This window comes from Pannus brasiliensis CCIBt3594 (assembly GCF_036688125.1).
In the GTDB taxonomy this organism is placed as follows: domain Bacteria; phylum Cyanobacteriota; class Cyanobacteriia; order Cyanobacteriales; family Microcystaceae; genus Pannus; species Pannus brasiliensis.
The window spans coordinates 1-18,685 of record NZ_JBAFSM010000059.1 but is presented as its reverse complement, the minus strand read 5'-3'; the positions used below and the strand labels follow the sequence as shown (position 1 = coordinate 18,685).

The window sequence follows — 18,685 nt, the reverse complement described above, 5'->3', positions numbered from 1 at the left end:
ACCCGATCGGACCCGGTGAGCGATACCCTGTTTTAAGATAACGTAGTCGATCGACGATTTCATCGGTCGCCAAAAACTCGAATCGAGCGATGATAGTGAATCAACACGATAGATTAAAACGATGGAACGGAGAGTTATCGGCTTAACGGGGGGGATCGCCTGCGGGAAATCGACGGTTTCTAATTATCTGGCGAATCGTTATAAAATTCCCGTCCTCGACGCGGATATTTACGCGAGGGAAGCGGTGGCGATCGGTTCGCCGATTCTAGAACGAATTTTCGATCGATACGGGGAAAAGGTGCGGGGAAACGGGGGAAATCTCGATCGAAAAAAGTTAGGCGAGATTATCTTTAGCGATCCGATCGAGAAAGAATGGCTGGAAAATCAGATCCATCCCTTCGTCCGGGAATGTTTCGCGAAAAATCTCGAAAAGATAGAAGATGAGGTAGTTGTTTTCTCGATCCCGTTATTGTTTGAAGCGGGTTTAACGGGTATCGTCACGGAAATCTGGGTCGTTTATTGCTCTCGGGACGAACAGATCGATCGCCTGATACAAAGAGACAGCCTGAGTAGGGAGCAGGCTATCGCGAGAATTAACAATCAAATGCCGATCGAAGAGAAAATCGCCGTAGCGGATGTGATTTTAGATAATTCCAGTTCTTTAGACGAATTGTACCGAAACATCGATCGGGCGATAAAACCTACCCTCCAACCACCCTCTTAACCTTTCACAATGCTCTCGACGAGACTTTTTCCGAATACCGACCGTCCCCGAAACAGCCGACGATCCTGTTAGCGAAGTTAACTTTACGCTAACAGGATCACTAATAGCAAGAAGCCCAATAAGGTTAGGGCTGATTGTAGAAATACGGGACGCGCGACGGAGTTCATAAGGAAACCACTTGAATAGATAGATTTCTATCTTCACTATACTCCTTTGGATATAGAACGCGGATCTTTCTAATAGAAATATCAGGATTTCATCACCATCCCCAACTGTTCGGTTCGCCTTTAAACGGCCCGACAATATCATCGGTAATCCATCCCCCGTAGAAGTTACCGGGTTGAGGTCGTACTAATTCCCCGTCCACGTAACAAGCATCCATCGGCGCGGCGTAGAAAGCGACATAATTGGTAATCGCCGTGAAAGCGGGAGTCGGATCGGGATAATACCACGCGACATTTCTCGCTTGTTTATCTCCCACGGTTACGGTATAATAGCCCGCCATTCCTTTCCACTCGCAGAAAGACCGTCCTTCCCCCGGCTGTAGATATTCCATCCGGATATCTTCGGGAGGGAGATAGTAAACGGGGGGATGACTGGTTTCGAGAACGCGGTAACTAGCGCGAGTGTCGGCGATGGTAACGTCGTTAAAGATGATTTTTAAATGTTTCGGGCAAAATTCGAGACGGGGAGGACGGGGATAATCCCAGACGGATTCCTGTCCTTCACCGGGGGGAATAGGTTGCGGTCGGAACATAGTTTCAGGGGGTAGGGGTTAGGAGGCAGGAGGCAGGAGGCAGGAGGCAGGAGGCAGGAGGCAGGAGGTAAGATGCGATTCTCGGGCGTGAGAGAGGGCGCGAGTCTCGCGCCCCTACATATTGACCGCTGACGGCTTAAAATAGCGATCGAATCGTTTCCACGCGTTGACGGTTGACGTTGAGATCCGATTCTCCGAGACGGGAGGCAGATCGAACCTCGATCGCTTTCTTGTCCGGATCGGCGTAAAATTCCACGTCATCGACGAATCCCATCCATTGACTGGCGAATTCGGCGTAAAGGTAATTACTTTCTCGGGCGATAATCTTCGTTCTCGGTTGGCTTTCGACGATCGCCGCGATTTTCTCGATCGCCTCCCCCGGAGTCCCGGTATAGGGAATCGGTTCGATCGAGTGAACGACATCCGCGCTTTGACTGCTGACACAGTTGGGGGTGTTCGGACAGGGATGCAGTTTTCCGGACACGACACCGAGAGTATCGGGACGACTTCCCGCGAAAGGACTCGGAATATCGGGGAAAAATAGCCGGATTCCCACCCAAACCAGAACGATCGCCAACAAAGCGATCGGCAGAAGGGGGCGCTTTTTCGGAGTAGAGGTCGGGTTCATAAAAGGGAGTCTCGATCGATTTCTGTAAATTAACTTAACATTGAATAGGTGGCTACACAGGAGATAAATTTTTATGTTTCTCGATGAACTACAACCCGTGGCGAAAGAATTGATCGAACAACCGATCGCCTTCCTGGGCGGTTTCGTCTCCGGGATTCTCCGGCTGAAATTGAACGACGATCCCCTGAAACGCTGGCTAGAACAACAGGGAATGGTCAGTTATCGCGATACCAGTTCCGGCAACGGTAGCGGCCCCCAGTCGATCTCGATCGAGTAAGCTTTCTCGGGAGTCGGGAGAGAGGGGGAAAATGGGGAGGGTGAGGGAGATTAGAAAGACAATCGATCGAACCTCGCTCGGGAATCGATCGAGCGCTCCTTCGCGGCCGGCGCGACCGACCATATCACCAAACCGATCCGGATAGATAATCGCTTAATCGGCAATGTATCCGGGGATCTCCCGCTCTCCCGCGTCCTGGCGAACGCGAGCGCGCTGGTCAACAACCCGACGCTCGATCGGATGCTCGATCTCGGTTTCGCCCTAGATATCGAGCGAATTTTTTCTCTAGATCCGGGGTTCGCCCGAGCGGTACAAACGCTTAAACAGCACCTTCCCGATCTGTCCGCGGGAAAAGAAAATTGACAAACTTGGTGGCGAGAGAACGGTAAGATCCGGGCGAAAAATTTTAGAAAGATTTTAATTGAAAATCGAGCGATCGGTCAGGAGGGGAATTTTACTTCGATCGGGCGGGATCTCCTATCGCGATACTATGAGCGCGAATCGATTCCCGACACTCGATCGGGAAACGCTTTTCTCGTTAGGATACGGGAGCGATCGAGCCGGGGCGAGGGGTTGGCAGAAACGACCCGATCGGCGATCGGGGAGACCCCCGCGAGGATCGTCAGAAAGATAGAAAGACGCGGGGAGCGTTCCGATCGCTCTCGTTCATTCTGGAAACAAGGCGAAGATTAATCAACGGTTAACCGAAGATTAATCACGATCGAAAGATTCGATCGAGCGAGTATAAAATTAAGATTAAGATCCAAAAGTCTGCCGTTTTTTGACGATTGTATTACGATTCTTAGGGTAAGGTGAATGGAGTAAATATCGGTAGCGGGGGAATTCCCCGATCGAAACCCGAAAAAAAACGGCGACCCTAACGATATTTACCCGAGAAATTCTGAAGACTAGAGTAACCCTATGGTAGCGACACCCGATAAACCGACTTTAGAGACCTCGATTAGCACCTACGGACAGGCTCGATCGACCGTCACCGGCTCTCCCCTATCCGCAGACGAACTGTACAAATTACACGCCTTCTGGCGCGCTTCCAATTATCTGGCCGCCGGCATGATCTATCTGCGGAGCAATCCCCTCCTGAAGGAACCCATCAAACCGGAACAGATCAAACAGCGCCTTCTCGGACACTGGGGTTCCAGTCCGGGGATCAGCTTTCTCTACACCCATTTAAACCGAATTATCAACAAATTTAATCAAGATCTGCTTTATGTCGTCGGCCCCGGTCACGGAGCGCCCGGTTTCCTCGGCCCCTGCTATCTAGAGGGAAGTTACTCGCACTACTTCCCCGAATGCAGTGAAGACGAGGCGGGAATGCAGAAGTTTTTCAAACAATTCTCTTTCCCCGGCGGTATCGGTAGCCATTGCACCCCGGAAACCCCCGGTTCCATCCACGAGGGAGGCGAACTAGGCTACGCCCTCTCCCACGCGTTCGGGGCCGCTTTCGATAATCCGAACCTAATCGTGGTCGCGCTCGCCGGGGATGGAGAAGCGGAAACCGGCCCTCTCGCGACTTCCTGGCACTCCAACAAATTTATCAACCCGATTCGAGACGGCGCGGTACTTCCCGTCCTCCATCTCAACGGTTACAAGATCAATAACCCGACTATCCTCTCTCGCGTGAGCCATCGGGAATTAAAAGCGTTATTTGAAGGTTACGGCTATACCCCGTACTTCGTCGAGGGTTCCGACCCCGAATCGATGCACCAGGCACTCGCGGCCACTCTCGATCATTGTGTTTCCGAGATTCACAATATCCAACAAGAAGCCCGGAGTAGCGGCAATGCCACCCGCCCCATCTGGCCGATGATCGTTTTGCGGACTCCCAAAGGATGGACGGGGCCGGCGGAAGTGGACGGTCATAAAGTCGAGGGTTTCTGGCGCGCTCACCAAGTACCGATGGGCGGAATGCACAATAACCCCGAACACGTCGCTCAACTCGAAGCCTGGATGCGAAGCTACAAGCCCGAGGAACTTTTCGACGAGAACGGAACCCTACGCCCCGAAATTAAGTCGATCGCCCCCAAAGGCGAGAAACGCCTCGGTTCCACTCCCTACGCGAACGGTGGCTTACTGCGCCGGGATCTGAGACTACCGGATTTCCGCCGCTACGGGGTGGAAGTCGTCAAACCGGGGACTACGGAGGTGGAAAATACCAAACCGTTAGGGATGTTCCTACGGGATGTCATGAAGGAAAACATGACCGATTTCCGGGTATTCGGCCCCGACGAAAATACTTCCAACAAACTGAACTCGATTTACGAGGTTAGCAAAAAATTCTGGATCGCGGACTACTTACCGGAAGACGCGGACGGTGGGGAATTGTCCCCGGACGGTCGGGTGATGGAAATGTTGAGCGAACACACGTTAGAAGGTTGGCTGGAGGGTTATTTACTCACCGGAAGACACGGGTTTTTCTCGACTTACGAATCTTTCGCCCACGTTATCGATTCGATGTTCAACCAACACGCCAAATGGTTACAAATCTGTAATCATATTCAGTGGCGGGCGGGAATTTCTTCGTTGAATCTGTTAATTACCTCGACAGTTTGGCGGCAGGATCATAACGGGTTCACCCATCAAGATCCGGGTTTCCTCGATGTGGTATTGAATAAGAGTCCGGACGTGGTACGGATCTATCTACCGCCGGATGTGAACACTTTACTTTCGGTCGCCGATCACTGTCTGCGAAGTAAGAATTATATCAACGTGATCGTGTCGGATAAACAACTGCACTTGCAGTATCACGACATGGATACGGCGATTAAAAACTGCACCAAGGGGATCGATATCTGGGATTGGGCCTGTACCGATGGCAACGAGGAACCGGATGTGGTGTTGGCGACCGCGGGCGATATTCCGACGCAGGAATCGCTGGCCGCGTCCTGTATCTTACGGGAGAATTTCCCCGATCTGAAGATCCGTTTTATTAACGTGATCGATCTGTTTAAATTGCAACCGGATACGGAACATCCCCACGGTTTGAGCGATCGGGATTTCGATAGTCTTTTCACCCTGGATAAACCGATTATTTTCAATTTCCACGGCTATCCCTGGTTGATTCACCGTCTCACTTACCGCCGCACCAATCACAAAAATATGCACGTTCGCGGCTATAAGGAGAAGGGGAATATTAATACCCCGCTAGATCTGGCGATCCAGAACCAGATCGATCGCTTCAGTATCGCGATCGACGTGATCGATCGAATTCCCCGTCTGAAAGTAGCCGGCGCGCGCGTCAAGGAACATCTGAAAGACGAACAGATCTCCTGCACCAATTACGCCTACGAACACGGGATCGATCGCCCCGATATCGTCGCCTGGAAATGGCCCTATTAATCGTTAATACGGCTACTCGTGCTTGGTAAGAGTAGCGAATCGATCGCCCGCCCTTCCGTTTCCGGCGAGACCGACAGCAAAACTGTTTCGGTCGCCAGATTCGGGAGGGCGTTTTTTTTCGTAACCTAATAAAACCCGTCTTTTGGGGGTTTAAAAACTGCGAAAACTAGAATTATAAAAAATCAAGAGAATTTTTCGGAAATTTTTAGCCATTTTATTCTTCCTCCTGACTCCTAGAGAAACCCCAGCATGGTTAACATCGTTCCCAACAATATTCAACTCGAAGACGATCGCACCGGGATGACCGTCTCGATCCTAAAACGGGCGTTTTTAGATAATTTATTTTACGTTCAGGCGAAATTTCCGAAAATAGCCACTAAAAACGACTATTACATGGCCTTAGCCTATACCGTTCGCGATCGGTTGGTCAATCGCTGGCTGAATACCGAGCGAACCTACATCGAAAAAGCGCCGAGAACGGTGGTTTACCTGTCCGCCGAATTCCTCCTCGGGCCGCATCTGGGCAATAATCTGATCAGCCTGGGACTGTATAACGTGGCCAAACAGGCGATCGAGGAACTGGGACTAAACCTCGCCGATCTGTTAGAACAGGAAGAGGAACCGGGGCTAGGAAATGGCGGTTTAGGGCGTTTGGCCGCTTGTTATATCGATTCTCTGGCGACGTTGGAGATCCCGGCGATCGGTTACGGAATCCGCTACGAATACGGCATTTTCGACCAGCAGATTAAAGACGGCTGGCAGGTGGAAATCACCGACAAGTGGTTACAATACGGCAATCCGTGGGAGGTGGCGCGGCCGGAAGCGTCGTTAGAGGTGAAATTCGGCGGACATACCGAGACTTATACCGACGAATTCGATCGCTACCGCGTCCGCTGGGTTCCCTATAAAGTGGTGAAAGGCGTTCCCTACGATACCCCGATTCTCGGCTTTCAAGCCAATACCGCCAACACCCTGCGACTGTGGAAAGCGGAAGCGCCGGAATCTTTCGATTTCGAGGCGTTTAATAAGGGTGATTACTTCGGCGCGGTTCACGAGAAAAGCGATTCCGAGAATATCACCAAAGTTCTCTATCCTAACGATGAATCCTATCAGGGAAAACAATTACGGTTAGAACAACAATATTTCTTCGTTTCCTGTTCCCTACAAGACGCGATCCGCCTGATGAAACTCCAGAATCTCGCGCCGGAAAGATTTCACGAACAGTACGCGATCCAGTTAAACGATACCCACCCGACGATCGCCGTGGCGGCATTAATGCGGCTTCTCTTAGACGAATACGGTTTCGATTGGGATCGCGCCTGGAATATTACCACCAACACTTTCGCGTACACGAATCATACCCTGCTACCGGAAGCGCTGGAACGCTGGCCGCTGGAGATGTTCGGGAATTTACTGCCGCGACACCTGGAAATTATTTACGAGATCAACCGGCGCTTTCTCGATCGAGTTCGGATTAAATTCCCGGACGAGATCGATCGACTCCGCCGGATGTCGATTATCGATGAAAGTGGCGAACGTTATATCCGGATGGCGCATCTAGCCTGTATCGGTAGTCACGCGATCAACGGGGTAGCCGAATTACACAGTGAATTGCTGAAAAAAACGATTCTCCACGACTTCTACGAGATGTACCCGGAGAAGTTCACCAACGTCACTAACGGCGTTACCCCGCGGCGTTTTATCGTTTTAAGTAATCCCCGACTGGCGAATTTAATTACCGATCGCATCGGGGACGGCTGGATCAAAAATCTCGATGAACTGCGAAAACTGGAAAACTTTATCGAGGATAGCGGTTTCCGTCAGGAATTCGCCGGGGTAAAGCGCGCGGTGAAACGGGATTTAGCCGAACAGATTAGAGACAACTACGGCATCGATATCGATCCCGATTCCCTGTTCGATATTCAGGCGAAACGGATTCACGAGTATAAACGGCAACATCTGAACGCGCTTCATATCATCACCCTCTATAATCGTCTCAAAGCCGATCCGAATCTCGATATCACGCCACGTACCTTCCTTTTCGGTGGAAAAGCCGCGCCGGGGTACTACATGGCCAAGTTAATCATTAAATTAATTAACTCGATCGCCGATGTCGTGAATCATGACCCGGATATTCGCGGCCGTTTAAAAGTGGTCTTTCTGAAGGATTACAACGTTAAGTTCGCCCAGCGCATCTATCCGGCGGCAGATCTCTCCGAACAGATTTCTACCGCGGGCAAAGAGGCATCGGGAACCGGTAATATGAAATTCTCGATGAACGGCGCGCTGACGATCGGGACTCTCGACGGGGCGAATATCGAGATCCGCGAGGAGGTGGGTGCCGAAAACTTCTTTCTCTTCGGATTAACCGCCGAACAGGTTCTCGCGCTGAAAGCGTCGGGATACAATCCGCGCGATTACTACGAGAGTAACCCGGAATTGAAACTCGCGATCGATCGACTCGATTCCGGTTTCTTCTCCCGCGGCGATGGCGATCTATTTCGTCCCCTTTTGGACGCGCTGATGTATCAGGATGATTATCTGGTACTGGCCGATTACGCGTCCTACGTGGAATGTCAGGATCGGGTGGGACAGGCATACCGCGATAGCGATCGCTGGACGCGGATGTCGATTCTGAATGTCGACCGTATGGGGAAATTTTCCAGCGATCGATCGATCCGCGAGTATCTACAGAAAATCTGGAAAGTTCCCCCCGTCGAAATACAAGTCCCGGAGTACACCCAATCCAACGGCGATATCAAGCTGAGTTTTTGAAGCCAGATCCCCCGCGGGGAAACGTTACAGTAGAGGGAGTCGGTTTTTCGAGATACACGCGTTTTATGATCTGGCCGTTTAAACCCAAGACGAGAAAACAAATCGCCCGCATCGAGATCACGGGAGCGATCGCTTCCGACACTCGAAAACGGGTACTAAAAGCCCTAGAAGTCGTTAAAGAGAAACAATTTCCCGCGCTTTTACTGCGGATCGACTCCCCCGGCGGGACGGTGGGCGATTCTCAGGAAATTTACGAGGCATTGAAGCGGGTTCGGGAGAAAACCAAAGTTATCGCCAGTTTCGGCAACATTTCCGCGTCGGGGGGCGTGTATATCGGCATGGGAGCCGAACACATCATGGCAAACCCCGGCACGATCACCGGTTCGATCGGCGTGATCCTGCGCGGCAATAATATCGAGAGACTACTGGATAAAGTGGGGGTTTCCTTCAAGGTGATCAAATCCGGCCCCTACAAGGATATCCTGTCGTTCGATCGAGAGTTAACCCCGGAAGAGGAGAGAATCCTCCAGACGATGATCGATACCAGTTACGAACAGTTCGTCACCACCGTAGCCACCGCGCGGAATCTGGAAGTGGACACGGTGAAAAGTTTCGCCGACGGCCGGATCTTCACCGGGCAACAGGCTCTAGAATTGGGCGTGGTCGATCGATTGGGGACGGAAGAGGACGCGCGACGCTGGGCGGCCGAGTTAGTCGGACTAGATCCCGATAAAACCAAGTGTCAGACGATCGAGGAACCGAAACCCCTCGTCAGCCGCTTTCTGGGAACCCGCAGTCAAGTTCCGGCGGGACTACAACGGGCGATCGGCCTGTTAGAGTTTGAAATGGAAGTCAACGGACAACCGTTGTGGCTGTATCGTCCCTAATTTAAAGATGAGATTTTGAGGAAAGCCGTAGGTTATCCCCTAAAATCTAGTGAGGACGATTAGCGGAGGATGATATCGTGCATTGGAAAGTTCGATCGATTCGAGGGGCGACCACGGTAGAGAATAACACGATCGAGGCGGTACGGGAGGCGGTAACGGAACTCCTCGAAGCGATCGAAACGCGCAATCAACTCGATCCCGAAGAGATCGTCAGCGTCATCTTTACCACCACCCGCGATATCGACGCGATTTTTCCCGCCGCTATCGCCCGCCAACGCCCGAACTGGCAGAATGTCCCCCTTCTCGATGTCCAGCAGATGCACGTCGAGGGCGGACTGAGCAAATGTATCCGCGTCCTCCTCCAGATCAACACCCCGAAACTCCAAAACGAGATCTGTCACGTCTATCTGAAAAACGCCAAAAATCTCCGTCCCGATTGGCAGATCGCCAGTTTACCCCTTCCCGTTCAATCCTAATCCCTAAATCTCCCCGAGTCGCGCCCCACCTGTAGGGGCGCAAGGTTTGCGCCCTTAAAATTCTCCTGCCTCCTGCCTCCCGTCTACTGCCTCCTGCCTCCTGCCTCCTCCTCGAACCAGTCCCGAATTCCCTCCGCTACCGCTCTCGCCAGTTTTTGCTGTTCCCCCGCGTCGGTAATCCACTCGAACTCGTCCGGATTACTCATAAATCCCAACTCCAACAGGATCGAGGGCGCGCTATGGGGACGGGTGAGGGCTAAATTATTCCAGAAAACCCCGTAAGACGAACGTTTCAACGTTTTCGTTAGATAATCGTGCAGGAACGCCGCTAATTCGTGCGCTTGCGGGTGATACCAGAATATTCCAATCCCTTTCGTGTTGATCGCGTCTCCCCCGTCCGGTAACGCGTTGTAATGGACGGATAGGGCAAGAGTCGGTTTCAGATTGTCGATAATGTCCACGCGCGCGGGTAGGGACAGATCGGTGTCGCTTTCCCGGGTGAGATAGACAGTAGCCCCCAACCGCTCCAATTCTCGCTGAATTAACTTAGAAACGGCGATATTTACCTGTTTTTCCGTGTAACCGGTCGGGCCGGTCGCGCCGGTTTCCTTACCCCCGTGGCCGGGATCTAACAGGATCGTCGTTCCCTGTAAACCCTGACCCCGTGCGGGAGGGTAACGGAGAGTTAGGACGAGATTCGACCCCTCGTAGCGGAGATCGTAGCCCCATTGACGATTTTGGTTGAGAAAAAAGGTGTATTCCACGCTCGTCGGGGTGACTTGTCGCCAATCCATCCGTCGGACGAGGGGATTTTCGCCGATAAAAATGGTGTCGGTTTTGGCGATCGAAGTGTACAGCGTCAGGATAAATTTATCATCCTCCTGACGGACGGCGATCGGCACCGGACGCGATAGGGGAAAAATAATTTCCGTAGCGTCTTTCCCCGGACGGGAAGAAATCCCGCTAACCGTCGCCGTATCTAACACCTCATTGTCGATCGATCGCGTTTCTTTAGCGAGAATCCAGCCCCCGTAATCCAATCGTAACCAATCGCCCTCTTTCCCCGTGACACTCGCTCGCGTACCTTTGGGAAGGGGAGTTAATCGGGAGTGATCGCTACTCGGCCCGGTGCGCGCCACTCCCCGCGGGGAAATAACCTCGATCGCCGGTAAATTTTCCTCGGATATAATGTTAATTTCTCCCGTTCCCTTTTGACGGATGGTTTTCTCGTTCAGCGTCGCCGTAAAAGTAGGAATTCCCAGATCCGCCACCCGATTAAACTGTTTACAACCTCGATAAAACCCCGTTACTTTTGTATCTTCGGCTTGGTTTAACCCGGTTAATACCGCGGAATTGGCGGGAACTTCGCCCCGACGCGATTGGGGTAGGAGAGCGACTTTTTCGTCTCCTAATTCTACCGAAACGCGGGCGTTCGGAGTCGCGATCGCCGTGAAACAGATCCACTCGCCGACGAGACGAGTGATGTCCGTGGAGGGATTTAAAGACGCGGTAGTGAATCCTAATTCTTTCGGGATGGGAAGAGATCGATCGAGCCGGGTAACTTTTACATTAACCGTTTTATTTTGATGGCGGATGGTGAAGAGATTATCGCCGATCTGTAGCGGAAAACTGGGAGCGAAATTACCTTGTTTACTGCGATCGATTACCCGATTATTAATCGTTACCTGTCCCGTGGTTGGAGCGGAACCGATGAAGAAAATTTGACTCGCGACGGTTTGATGGTTATTCGAGGGATAGGCGAGATATAAAGAGCGGGAGGTTTGAGCGTTCGACCCTTGAAAGAACCCCGCGAACAGTACCAAACATAATCCGATCGATATTCCCGTAACGAAAGACTTTATCGAAAACTTCATCACTCCCCTCATTTGGCTTCTATGGCAAAACTTCCCGAACTCTCGAAACCTTTTCAAAATTTTATTACGAATCGTTATCTTGTCCGAGACGATCGATCTGTCGGTTAAACCAATTCGCCGCGCTGATATTCGTTCCCCCGGACAATTGTTCTAGGGTTCGTTCGAGGAGGGCGATCGGTAATCCGGTTAAAACGGATGATCCCTCGCACTGCCGATAGGTTCCCTCCTCCTGTAAACGAAACGCGAACACCCGTAACCCCCTCACATCGATCACCCAATATTCGGGAATTCCCATCGCGGCGTAGATCTGTTTTTTCTCATCTAAATCGCTGGCTAACGTGGTATCGGAAATCTCTCCCACCAGATCGGGAGCGCGCCACCGATTCAAATCGATACGTCTCGGTTCTCCGTCCGTCCATCGCGGTACATCTTCTCCGATATAGAGGACTAAATCGGGTGCGGCCGCTCGATCGGGGGCTTTTTCTAGTAAACACCGGCCGAGGGATTCCGCGCTTCGATCGGGAAAACGACTGAACCAATAAAACAAGATCGCGATAAATAGATCGTTAACTTTAGAATGATTAATCCCTTCGCCACCCATAATTACTAATAAAAATTTTCCAGTAAAAAACAGTCGCGTTCTTTCGGGTTTCGGATCGTCGCGGTAACGAAGGTAATCTTCCCAAGTGGCGGACCGCCATCGGGGGAAGTCGGTAGAGCGATCGGAAGCGGTAAGTAACATAACTTATTTTTCAACGGTATCGAACGATTTCTAGAAATGATCGATCGAATTCTATCATCCCGATCTTTCCCGTCGATCCGCCCCTAAAAGGTCGAGTTTGTCCAGAATCTCCAAACCCCGATCGGGATTACCGGTGGTGGCAATAGCTTGAAATCGAGTGTACGCGTCGAATTCGGCCGCTCGATCGACACCGATGCCCCGTTCCCGCGCGATCGCTCCCGATCGGCTATCTTGATCCTCGGGGAAATGGATGGTCAGCTTATCCATATTTCTAACTCCAGATAGATTGACTCTCGCGAGAAACCGCGGCGATCGTCCGTCGGGTGGCTGTATTTCCTCGATCGCTTTCAAAAAGTCCCCCGATCCGCCATTCATACAACTTAATATAGTGATAGCTATTGACCTCTCTCCACGCCATCCCATGACCGTCAACCCTTCCCTGACCACCGAACTCGAAAATAAGACCGACGCGTACCTTCCCGTCATCATTCGCTTGGAAAATATTTCCAAAGTGTACGGCAGTGGGGAAACCGTCGTCCACGCGCTAAACAATGTGAGCCTGAAGGTGAAAAAGGGCGAGTATTGCGCGATTATGGGCGCTTCCGGGTCGGGAAAGTCCACGGCGATGAATATCATCGGCTGTCTCGATCGACCCACCACCGGAGCCTATTATCTGGAAAATCTCGACGTTTCCAAGCTTCCCGATCGGGATCTCGCCACGATCCGTAACCGTAAGCTAGGATTCGTCTTCCAGCAGTTCCACCTTCTTCCCCAGATGAGTGCGCTAGAAAACGTCATGCTCCCGATGATCTACGGGGGAGTTCCCGCGAGCGAGCGCAAGGAAAGAGCGATCGCGGCGTTAACGAAAGTGAAACTCGACAACCGACTGCACAATAAACCCAATCAATTATCCGGGGGACAACAACAGAGGGTAGCCATCGCACGGGCGATCGTCAATCAACCCATTCTACTCCTCGCCGACGAACCGACCGGCGCCCTCGACTCGAAAACCACGCGGGAAGTGATCGATATTTTCGAGGAATTGAACCGTAGCGGCATCACCGTGGTCATGGTTACGCACGAGTCCGATGTAGCCCGTCACGCGAAACGGATTATCTGGTTCCGAGATGGCGAGGTGATCTATCCGGATCTGTCCCCGGACGACCTACAGGAAGTGATCGCGTGATATTTGTAGGAGGCAGGAGGCAGGAGTCAGGAGTCAGGAGTCAGGAGGCAGGAGGCAGGAGGAGAAGTTAAAAGCCTGTAAACGAATCAAAAGGCTTTTTTGACTTGATCGTGTCAATGATTAGCTTAATTTCCGTAAAAAGGTAACGCTGATGACCAATGAGGCGATTTTCCCGCCGATCGATCGATTTCCGCCAGATCGAGAACGTCCGGCGCGTTCATCCCTAGATGGGAAGGCGTTTCCAACAGTTGATAGGGTAGGGTGAGGCGATCGAGCGTATCCGACCACTCCGAGGGAGTCAGCAATGAATCGGGCAAATAAACCGAATTTCCCCGATAAATCCCCGTGTACAATTGTCCCCTCGTCGCGGGCATCTGTAGGGCGAGATAGGTATCTTCTGGATAATCTTTCCGCCGCGACCACGCGAACGCGGCCAGACTAGAAACCGTGTAGAGAGGTAAATCGAACTGTTGCGCCAGCGTCCGCACCGTAACCAGACCGATGCGAGTGCTGGTAAAACTTCCCGGCCCTTTTGCCACCGCGATAAAATCCAGATCCTCCCACGTCCGTCGCGCGAGAAATTCCGCGAGATATTGATGGAAATAGTTGGAGAGATCTCGATCGAGATCCCAGGTTCGCCAGATCCGATCGCCCTGCCGATTATCCAGCGCCAGACCGAGTTGCGGGCTAGAGGTATGTATCGCTAATCCGTATCCAGACAAAGAATTTCCTAGAGAATTGAGAGAAAATTTTTCGGTTAAGTCGATCGAAACCGGAAACGTAGACCGAATATCTATTATAAGCCGTAAGATCGCCCCGATCGATTGTAAACCGCACCCTTCTCTTACCTCCTGCCTTCCGCCTCATTTAACTCTCGAATAAAGGCAGATCCCGATAGACCGGTCGCCGGAATTTTTCCCCCAACCCCAGATGATCGTAGGCCGCTTCCGTCGCTACCCGGCCGCGCGGGGTACGTTGGAGATAACCGATCTGTAAAAGGTAGGGTTCGTATACCTCCTCGATCGTCTTCGCGTCCTCCCCGGTTGCCGCCGCGACCGCTTCCAATCCCACCGGCCCGCCGCGAAACTGCTCGATCATCGTCCGTAAAACCAGTCGATCGGTCCAATCCAAGCCCATTTTATCCACGTTTAACGAGTCTAGACCCTGACAGGCTAATTCTTCCGCGATCGTCGCCTCCCCTTTCACCTGCGCGTAATCCCTCACTCGCTTTAACAGTCGGTTGGCGATACGCGGGGTTCCCCTCGATCGACGGGCGATTTCGGCCGCGCCCTCCAGATTCACGGAAACATTGAGAATTCGAGCGGTTCTCAGGACGATTTCGGTCAATTCGTCCGCCGTGTAAAAGCGCAGGCGTTGAATCATCCCGAAACGATCGCGCAGGGGCGAGGTTAACGCGCCGACCTTGGTAGTCGCGCCGATGAGCGTGAATGGGGGGAGATCGAGACTGCGGATTTTCGCGGCCTGTCCTTTCCCCATCGTGATATCGAGACGGTAATCCTCCATCGCCGGGTACAGTAACTCCTCCGTCACCCGGTTGAGCCGGTGGATCTCGTCGATAAAAAGAATATCGTTCGGTTTAAGATTAATGAGGATGCCGGTAATGTCCCGCGGGCGCTCTAGGGCGGGAGCGGCGGTTATCCGGCAATTTACCCCCATTTCCGCCGCGAGAATCAACGCCATCGTCGTTTTTCCCAACCCCGGCGGCCCGTAGAATAACAGGTGATCGATCGCCTCTCCCCGTCCCCGCGCCGCCGCGATGGTAATCTTCAGGGTGTCTTTCAAGTCCCGCTGACCGATATAATCCTCGATCGACCGCGGGCGGATCTGTTCCTCGACGATCGCGGTTTCCTCGATCGTCGGTTCGGGAGTCAGCGGATTCTCTTCCGGGGGAGGTGGCGCGTCATCGCCCCGCGAGCGTTTAATAGCCATGATTACGAGAAAAAGTGAGTTATGTTAGCGAAAAGAATTCTGCCCTGTCTGGATGTCAATAAAGGTCGCGTGGTTAAAGGCGTGAATTTCGTCGATCTCAAGGACGCGGGCGATCCGGTGGAGTTAGCCCGGATTTATAACGACGCGGGGGCGGACGAGTTGGTTTTTCTCGATATCACCGCCAGCCACGAGGATCGCGACACGATTATTGATGTAGTCTATCGCACCGCGGAACAGGTTTTTATTCCCCTGACCGTCGGCGGCGGTATCCAATCCTTAGAAAATATTAAAAATTTGTTAAGAGCGGGGGCGGATAAGGTAAGTATAAATTCCTCCGCGGTCCGCGACCCGGATCTGATCGATCGATCCGCCGATCGCTTCGGGAAACAGTGTATCGTCGTGGCGATCGACGCGCGACGACGGAAAGATCCCGATAACCCCGGCTGGGACGTGTACGTGAAGGGAGGACGGGAAAACACCGGTATCGACGCGCTCGCCTGGGCCGAAGAGGTGACACGACGCGGCGCGGGGGAACTCCTCGTCACCAGCATGGACGCGGACGGAACCCAAGCGGGCTACGATCTGGAGTTGACGCGACAGATCGCCGAACGGGTGGAGATCCCGGTGATCGCCTCCGGGGGCGCGGGCAACTGTCAGCACATTTATGAAGCGTTGACGGAGGGGAAAGCGGAGGCGGCACTACTGGCCTCGCTCCTGCACTACGGACAGTTAACCATCGCCGAGGTTAAGGATTATTTACAAACTCGTCAGGTGGCGGTTCGCTAGGTATTTAAACGTGGTAGTAAACGAGCGATCGAGGCGATCCGGGGGCGCGGGGCGATCGATACGCCTTGGTTCCGGCGGACAAATCTGGATAAATTCCGTATTTTCGCGCTTAGTCCGATCGGGAGCTTTTAGAATTATGTATTAGAATAGGGGTAAAGTTAACAAATTTTAAAATATGCTGGTTCCGATTCTCATCTTTGACGTGGCTCTCGTGGCGTGGTCCCTGCATCTGATGCAGGAAGCGTTCGATCGTCAGGAATTTTCCCTGATGCTGGCGGGAACCCTGGTGGCATCGGCGGCCGCGGCGATGTTAGTCGTCTATTTCCTCATGAATCATTGTTTGGCCTCCCTGACTCGGGTTCCCTACCCGATGTAGTCGCGGGCGGTTCTCTCGATCGCCCGTTCAAAATTTATCGCGTCCGGCTCTTGACAAATCGAAAATACTACCCTAATATTGAAAATGGTCTTCAAGGGGTTATAGCTCAGTTGGTAGAGCACCTCAATGGCATTGAGGGGGTCAGCGGTTCGAATCCGCTTAGCTCCATACACTCGGGATAAGAAATTCAGGGTTTCCACGCCTTGATTCTACTGTCAATAAGCCGAACGAGGTTGGTCGCTGTTGGTCATCATTAGAACAGCAATGACTAGAAAATGACTAGAGGCAAAAAGACTCCCAAGGGCAACGTTAGCGTTCAGCTAGACAAAGACCGGTTAAGGCTCTACGGACGATTTCAAGGTCAGCCGTTTTACCTTTACCTCGGTTTACCGGATTCCAAGATCAACCGCTCCGTGGCGGAGGCGAAAGCGAATCAAATCACTCTCGATCTCGCCACGGGCAATTTCGACCCGACTCTAGAAAAGTACAAACCGGAGACGAGATTCGCTCCCGAACAGGGTTCCTTGTGGGAGTTGTTCGATCGTTATTGGAACTGGAAGCAAAAGACAGAAAGCGTAACGACGGAACGCTCCGCGGAGAACTATCGAAACGCGATCAAACTCATCCTCAGATACCGAGAAGCTAGTGATTTACCAGTTTCTAAAGTGTCTGAGGATTTTGTGTATGGATTTATCAAATGGGCGAAACAACAAGTATCTCATGCCACGTTAACCACTTATATAGTTTTATTAAAAGCTATTTGGCATCATGCGAAGATTGAGCCTAACCCTTGGAATGTCACGATCAAAGCGACAAAGTTAAAACCAGAGAGCGATCCTTTCACTCTAGAGGAAGTTAACAAAATTATTAACGCTTTTCAGGAGCCGAGGTGGTCATGTTATGCTGATTTTGTGGAATTCCTACTCTATTCAGGAATGAGAATCGGGGAGGTATGTGGATTAAAATGGGAAAATGTCAATCCTAACTGCACTCAGATCTGGGTTTTGGAGTGTCACACTCAAGGACAAACTAGGCCTGTTAAGTCTCAAAAACGTAGAAAAATCAATCTATCTCCGAAGCTAACTCAGATTCTGATAAAGCGCCGATCGGAAACAACCGAGCTTACCGAATACGTTTTTCATAGCCCGAATGGTAAAATGTCGCTCGATAGTAAAAATTTCAGGAATCGAGCTTGGGTAGAGGTATTGAAAGAGTTGCAGATCCCTTACCGAAAACCTTACTGTACTAGGAAAACCTTCATTTCACACGCGTTGGCGAAAGGAGAAAATCCCGTTAATATTGCTAAGATTACAGGACACGACACCCGAGTCTTGTTCAAAAACTACGCTGGAGTTATCGATAACATTACCTTACCCGAACCCTTCTAAAACAATGAACAAATACGAATACAGCAATTTATGTAATCTTCCCTCGGTTCATCCCGTGTATGATCATGAATTCAACCAACTGATCGAAGCTTCATTCCTTCTGTGCCAGCAAACTCTATATGAGGGGGATTTGGGAAGAGCAAAATTTATGAATTGGCTCGACAGGCTATACATTCTTCATCTCTTGATAAAACTAAGATTTGATGAAAGCTATGCGGTTCCTTTTTCCCAAAAAACAATTAAACTTTATGATAAGATAGCCCAGTTATATCACCTTGTCTTTTTGGGATGCGAGCTTTTTTTTCAAGATGCCTCTATCTCGTCACTAAAGACTATCGTAATGCCGCAAATTGGTTTATTGAAATTTTCATGGAAAAAGCTTTTGAGGGAGAATTTCAGGCGACAAAAGAAAAAACTATTGACAAAATAAAAGCGGAGAATGCCCAGTTACAGCCTTTCTCGTAAAGATGAGGTATAATACTGCGGATAGCTAAATTGAGTG

At 51.4% G+C, this 18,685-nt stretch carries 20 protein-coding genes, 1 tRNA gene and 1 pseudogene; 14 read left to right on the top strand and 8 right to left on the bottom strand.

The window, feature by feature from the left end; translation table 11 throughout:
- The first annotated feature begins 121 nt into the window (after positions 1–121).
- Complete coding sequence (coaE, locus tag V0288_RS21570) at positions 122–724, top strand: dephospho-CoA kinase (RefSeq protein WP_332867243.1); 603 nt, start codon at positions 122–124, stop codon at positions 722–724.
- Positions 725–983: 259 nt separating this feature from the next.
- Here the strand turns inward: coaE and V0288_RS21565 are convergent, their stop codons facing one another.
- Together V0288_RS21565 and V0288_RS21560 are read right to left on the bottom strand one after the other, a co-directional pair.
- On the bottom strand, positions 984–1,481 hold the full coding sequence (locus V0288_RS21565; RefSeq protein WP_332867242.1) for a DUF427 domain-containing protein: 498 nt from the start codon (positions 1,479–1,481) through the stop codon (positions 984–986).
- A 136-nt stretch (positions 1,482–1,617) separates the two neighbouring features.
- On the bottom strand, positions 1,618–2,109 hold the full coding sequence (locus V0288_RS21560) for a DUF1499 domain-containing protein (RefSeq protein WP_332867241.1): 492 nt from the start codon (positions 2,107–2,109) through the stop codon (positions 1,618–1,620).
- 73 nt (positions 2,110–2,182) lie between these two features.
- On the opposite strand from V0288_RS21560, the gene V0288_RS21555 reads away from it, so the two are divergent.
- The 7 genes and pseudogenes from V0288_RS21555 (at position 2,183) to aroH (ending at position 9,881) form a co-directional block, all read left to right on the top strand.
- Entirely contained in the window at positions 2,183–2,386 is a 204-nt protein-coding gene (locus V0288_RS21555) for a ssl0294 family protein (RefSeq protein ID WP_332867240.1), read from the top strand.
- Positions 2,387–2,626: 240 nt separating this feature from the next.
- On the top strand, positions 2,627–2,749 hold the full coding sequence (locus tag V0288_RS21550; RefSeq protein ID WP_332867239.1) for a hypothetical protein: 123 nt from the start codon (positions 2,627–2,629) through the stop codon (positions 2,747–2,749).
- A 12-nt stretch (positions 2,750–2,761) separates the two neighbouring features.
- Positions 2,762–3,079, top strand: a pseudogene (locus tag V0288_RS25210) (hypothetical protein); the annotation flags it as partial.
- Between the two features lie 228 nt (positions 3,080–3,307).
- Positions 3,308–5,743 (top strand): phosphoketolase family protein, encoded by a 2,436-nt coding sequence (locus V0288_RS21545; protein WP_332867238.1) that lies wholly within the window; start codon positions 3,308–3,310, stop codon positions 5,741–5,743.
- Positions 5,744–5,992: 249 nt separating this feature from the next.
- On the top strand, positions 5,993–8,518 hold the full coding sequence (locus tag V0288_RS21540; RefSeq protein WP_332867237.1) for a glycogen/starch/alpha-glucan phosphorylase: 2,526 nt from the start codon (positions 5,993–5,995) through the stop codon (positions 8,516–8,518).
- A gap of 65 nt (positions 8,519–8,583) precedes the next feature.
- Positions 8,584–9,405 carry a signal peptide peptidase SppA gene (gene sppA / locus V0288_RS21535; protein WP_332867236.1) on the top strand — a complete coding sequence of 274 codons (822 nt, stop codon included), beginning with the start codon at positions 8,584–8,586 and terminating at the stop codon, positions 9,403–9,405.
- A gap of 77 nt (positions 9,406–9,482) precedes the next feature.
- The gene (gene aroH, locus V0288_RS21530; protein ID WP_422662047.1) at positions 9,483–9,881 is read left to right on the top strand and encodes a chorismate mutase; all 399 of its coding nucleotides are present in this window, start codon (positions 9,483–9,485) and stop codon (positions 9,879–9,881) included.
- An 83-nt stretch (positions 9,882–9,964) separates the two neighbouring features.
- Here the strand turns inward: aroH and V0288_RS21525 are convergent, their stop codons facing one another.
- The 4 genes from V0288_RS21525 to V0288_RS21510 all read right to left on the bottom strand — a co-directional run bounded on the left by V0288_RS21525 (position 9,965) and on the right by V0288_RS21510 (position 12,915).
- On the bottom strand, positions 9,965–11,755 hold the full coding sequence (locus tag V0288_RS21525; protein WP_332867235.1) for an N-acetylmuramoyl-L-alanine amidase: 1,791 nt from the start codon (positions 11,753–11,755) through the stop codon (positions 9,965–9,967).
- A gap of 64 nt (positions 11,756–11,819) precedes the next feature.
- Positions 11,820–12,497 carry a Uma2 family endonuclease gene (locus V0288_RS21520; protein ID WP_332867234.1) on the bottom strand — a complete coding sequence of 226 codons (678 nt, stop codon included), beginning with the start codon at positions 12,495–12,497 and terminating at the stop codon, positions 11,820–11,822.
- 54 nt (positions 12,498–12,551) lie between these two features.
- Positions 12,552–12,764: a toxin-antitoxin system HicB family antitoxin gene (locus tag V0288_RS21515; RefSeq protein ID WP_332867233.1), complete on the bottom strand. Its 213-nt coding sequence runs from the start codon at positions 12,762–12,764 to the stop codon at positions 12,552–12,554.
- A 4-nt stretch (positions 12,765–12,768) separates the two neighbouring features.
- On the bottom strand, positions 12,769–12,915 hold the full coding sequence (locus V0288_RS21510) for a hypothetical protein (protein ID WP_332867232.1): 147 nt from the start codon (positions 12,913–12,915) through the stop codon (positions 12,769–12,771).
- 3 nt (positions 12,916–12,918) lie between these two features.
- Here V0288_RS21510 and V0288_RS21505 point away from each other — a divergent pair, with 3 nt between their 5' ends.
- Positions 12,919–13,683 carry an ABC transporter ATP-binding protein gene (locus V0288_RS21505; RefSeq protein WP_332867231.1) on the top strand — a complete coding sequence of 255 codons (765 nt, stop codon included), beginning with the start codon at positions 12,919–12,921 and terminating at the stop codon, positions 13,681–13,683.
- A gap of 125 nt (positions 13,684–13,808) precedes the next feature.
- Here the strand turns inward: V0288_RS21505 and tsaB are convergent, their stop codons facing one another.
- Complete coding sequence (gene tsaB / locus V0288_RS21500; RefSeq protein ID WP_332867230.1) at positions 13,809–14,405, bottom strand: tRNA (adenosine(37)-N6)-threonylcarbamoyltransferase complex dimerization subunit type 1 TsaB; 597 nt, start codon at positions 14,403–14,405, stop codon at positions 13,809–13,811.
- 145 nt (positions 14,406–14,550) lie between these two features.
- On the bottom strand, positions 14,551–15,633 hold the full coding sequence (ruvB, locus tag V0288_RS21495) for a Holliday junction branch migration DNA helicase RuvB (RefSeq protein WP_332867229.1): 1,083 nt from the start codon (positions 15,631–15,633) through the stop codon (positions 14,551–14,553).
- Positions 15,634–15,654: 21 nt separating this feature from the next.
- On the opposite strand from ruvB, the gene hisF reads away from it, so the two are divergent.
- The 5 genes from hisF to V0288_RS21470 all read left to right on the top strand — a co-directional run bounded on the left by hisF (position 15,655) and on the right by V0288_RS21470 (position 18,613).
- Entirely contained in the window at positions 15,655–16,419 is a 765-nt protein-coding gene (gene hisF, locus V0288_RS21490) for an imidazole glycerol phosphate synthase subunit HisF (protein WP_332867228.1), read from the top strand.
- Positions 16,420–16,594: 175 nt separating this feature from the next.
- On the top strand, positions 16,595–16,795 hold the full coding sequence (locus V0288_RS21485) for a hypothetical protein (RefSeq protein ID WP_332867227.1): 201 nt from the start codon (positions 16,595–16,597) through the stop codon (positions 16,793–16,795).
- A 95-nt stretch (positions 16,796–16,890) separates the two neighbouring features.
- Positions 16,891–16,963 (top strand) — tRNA-Ala (locus V0288_RS21480).
- Between the two features lie 107 nt (positions 16,964–17,070).
- On the top strand, positions 17,071–18,183 hold the full coding sequence (locus V0288_RS21475; protein ID WP_332867226.1) for a tyrosine-type recombinase/integrase: 1,113 nt from the start codon (positions 17,071–17,073) through the stop codon (positions 18,181–18,183).
- A gap of 4 nt (positions 18,184–18,187) precedes the next feature.
- Positions 18,188–18,613, top strand: coding sequence for a hypothetical protein (locus tag V0288_RS21470; protein ID WP_332867225.1), 426 nt, complete (start codon positions 18,188–18,190; stop codon positions 18,611–18,613).
- The last annotated feature ends 72 nt before the right edge of the window (positions 18,614–18,685 follow it).

Coding starts and splice junctions, on each gene's coding strand:
- V0288_RS21520 (WP_332867234.1), bottom strand. CDS start 12,497: ATGTTACTTACCGCTTCCGATCGCTCTACCGACTTCCCCCGATGGCGG.
- V0288_RS21485 (WP_332867227.1), top strand. CDS start 16,595: ATGCTGGTTCCGATTCTCATCTTTGACGTGGCTCTCGTGGCGTGGTCC.
- V0288_RS21565 (WP_332867242.1), bottom strand. CDS start 1,481: ATGTTCCGACCGCAACCTATTCCCCCCGGTGAAGGACAGGAATCCGTC.
- coaE (WP_332867243.1), top strand. CDS start 122: ATGGAACGGAGAGTTATCGGCTTAACGGGGGGGATCGCCTGCGGGAAA.
- V0288_RS21505 (WP_332867231.1), top strand. CDS start 12,919: ATGACCGTCAACCCTTCCCTGACCACCGAACTCGAAAATAAGACCGAC.
- V0288_RS21555 (WP_332867240.1), top strand. CDS start 2,183: ATGTTTCTCGATGAACTACAACCCGTGGCGAAAGAATTGATCGAACAA.
- V0288_RS21475 (WP_332867226.1), top strand. CDS start 17,071: ATGACTAGAGGCAAAAAGACTCCCAAGGGCAACGTTAGCGTTCAGCTA.
- V0288_RS21515 (WP_332867233.1), bottom strand. CDS start 12,764: ATGGATAAGCTGACCATCCATTTCCCCGAGGATCAAGATAGCCGATCG.
- V0288_RS21470 (WP_332867225.1), top strand. CDS start 18,188: ATGAACAAATACGAATACAGCAATTTATGTAATCTTCCCTCGGTTCAT.
- V0288_RS21545 (WP_332867238.1), top strand. CDS start 3,308: ATGGTAGCGACACCCGATAAACCGACTTTAGAGACCTCGATTAGCACC.
- V0288_RS21560 (WP_332867241.1), bottom strand. CDS start 2,109: ATGAACCCGACCTCTACTCCGAAAAAGCGCCCCCTTCTGCCGATCGCT.
- V0288_RS21550 (WP_332867239.1), top strand. CDS start 2,627: ATGCTCGATCTCGGTTTCGCCCTAGATATCGAGCGAATTTTTTCTCTA.
- sppA (WP_332867236.1), top strand. CDS start 8,584: ATGATCTGGCCGTTTAAACCCAAGACGAGAAAACAAATCGCCCGCATC.
- hisF (WP_332867228.1), top strand. CDS start 15,655: ATGTTAGCGAAAAGAATTCTGCCCTGTCTGGATGTCAATAAAGGTCGC.
- V0288_RS21525 (WP_332867235.1), bottom strand. CDS start 11,755: ATGAAGTTTTCGATAAAGTCTTTCGTTACGGGAATATCGATCGGATTA.
- ruvB (WP_332867229.1), bottom strand. CDS start 15,633: ATGGCTATTAAACGCTCGCGGGGCGATGACGCGCCACCTCCCCCGGAA.
- V0288_RS21540 (WP_332867237.1), top strand. CDS start 5,993: ATGGTTAACATCGTTCCCAACAATATTCAACTCGAAGACGATCGCACC.
- V0288_RS21510 (WP_332867232.1), bottom strand. CDS start 12,915: ATGGCGTGGAGAGAGGTCAATAGCTATCACTATATTAAGTTGTATGAA.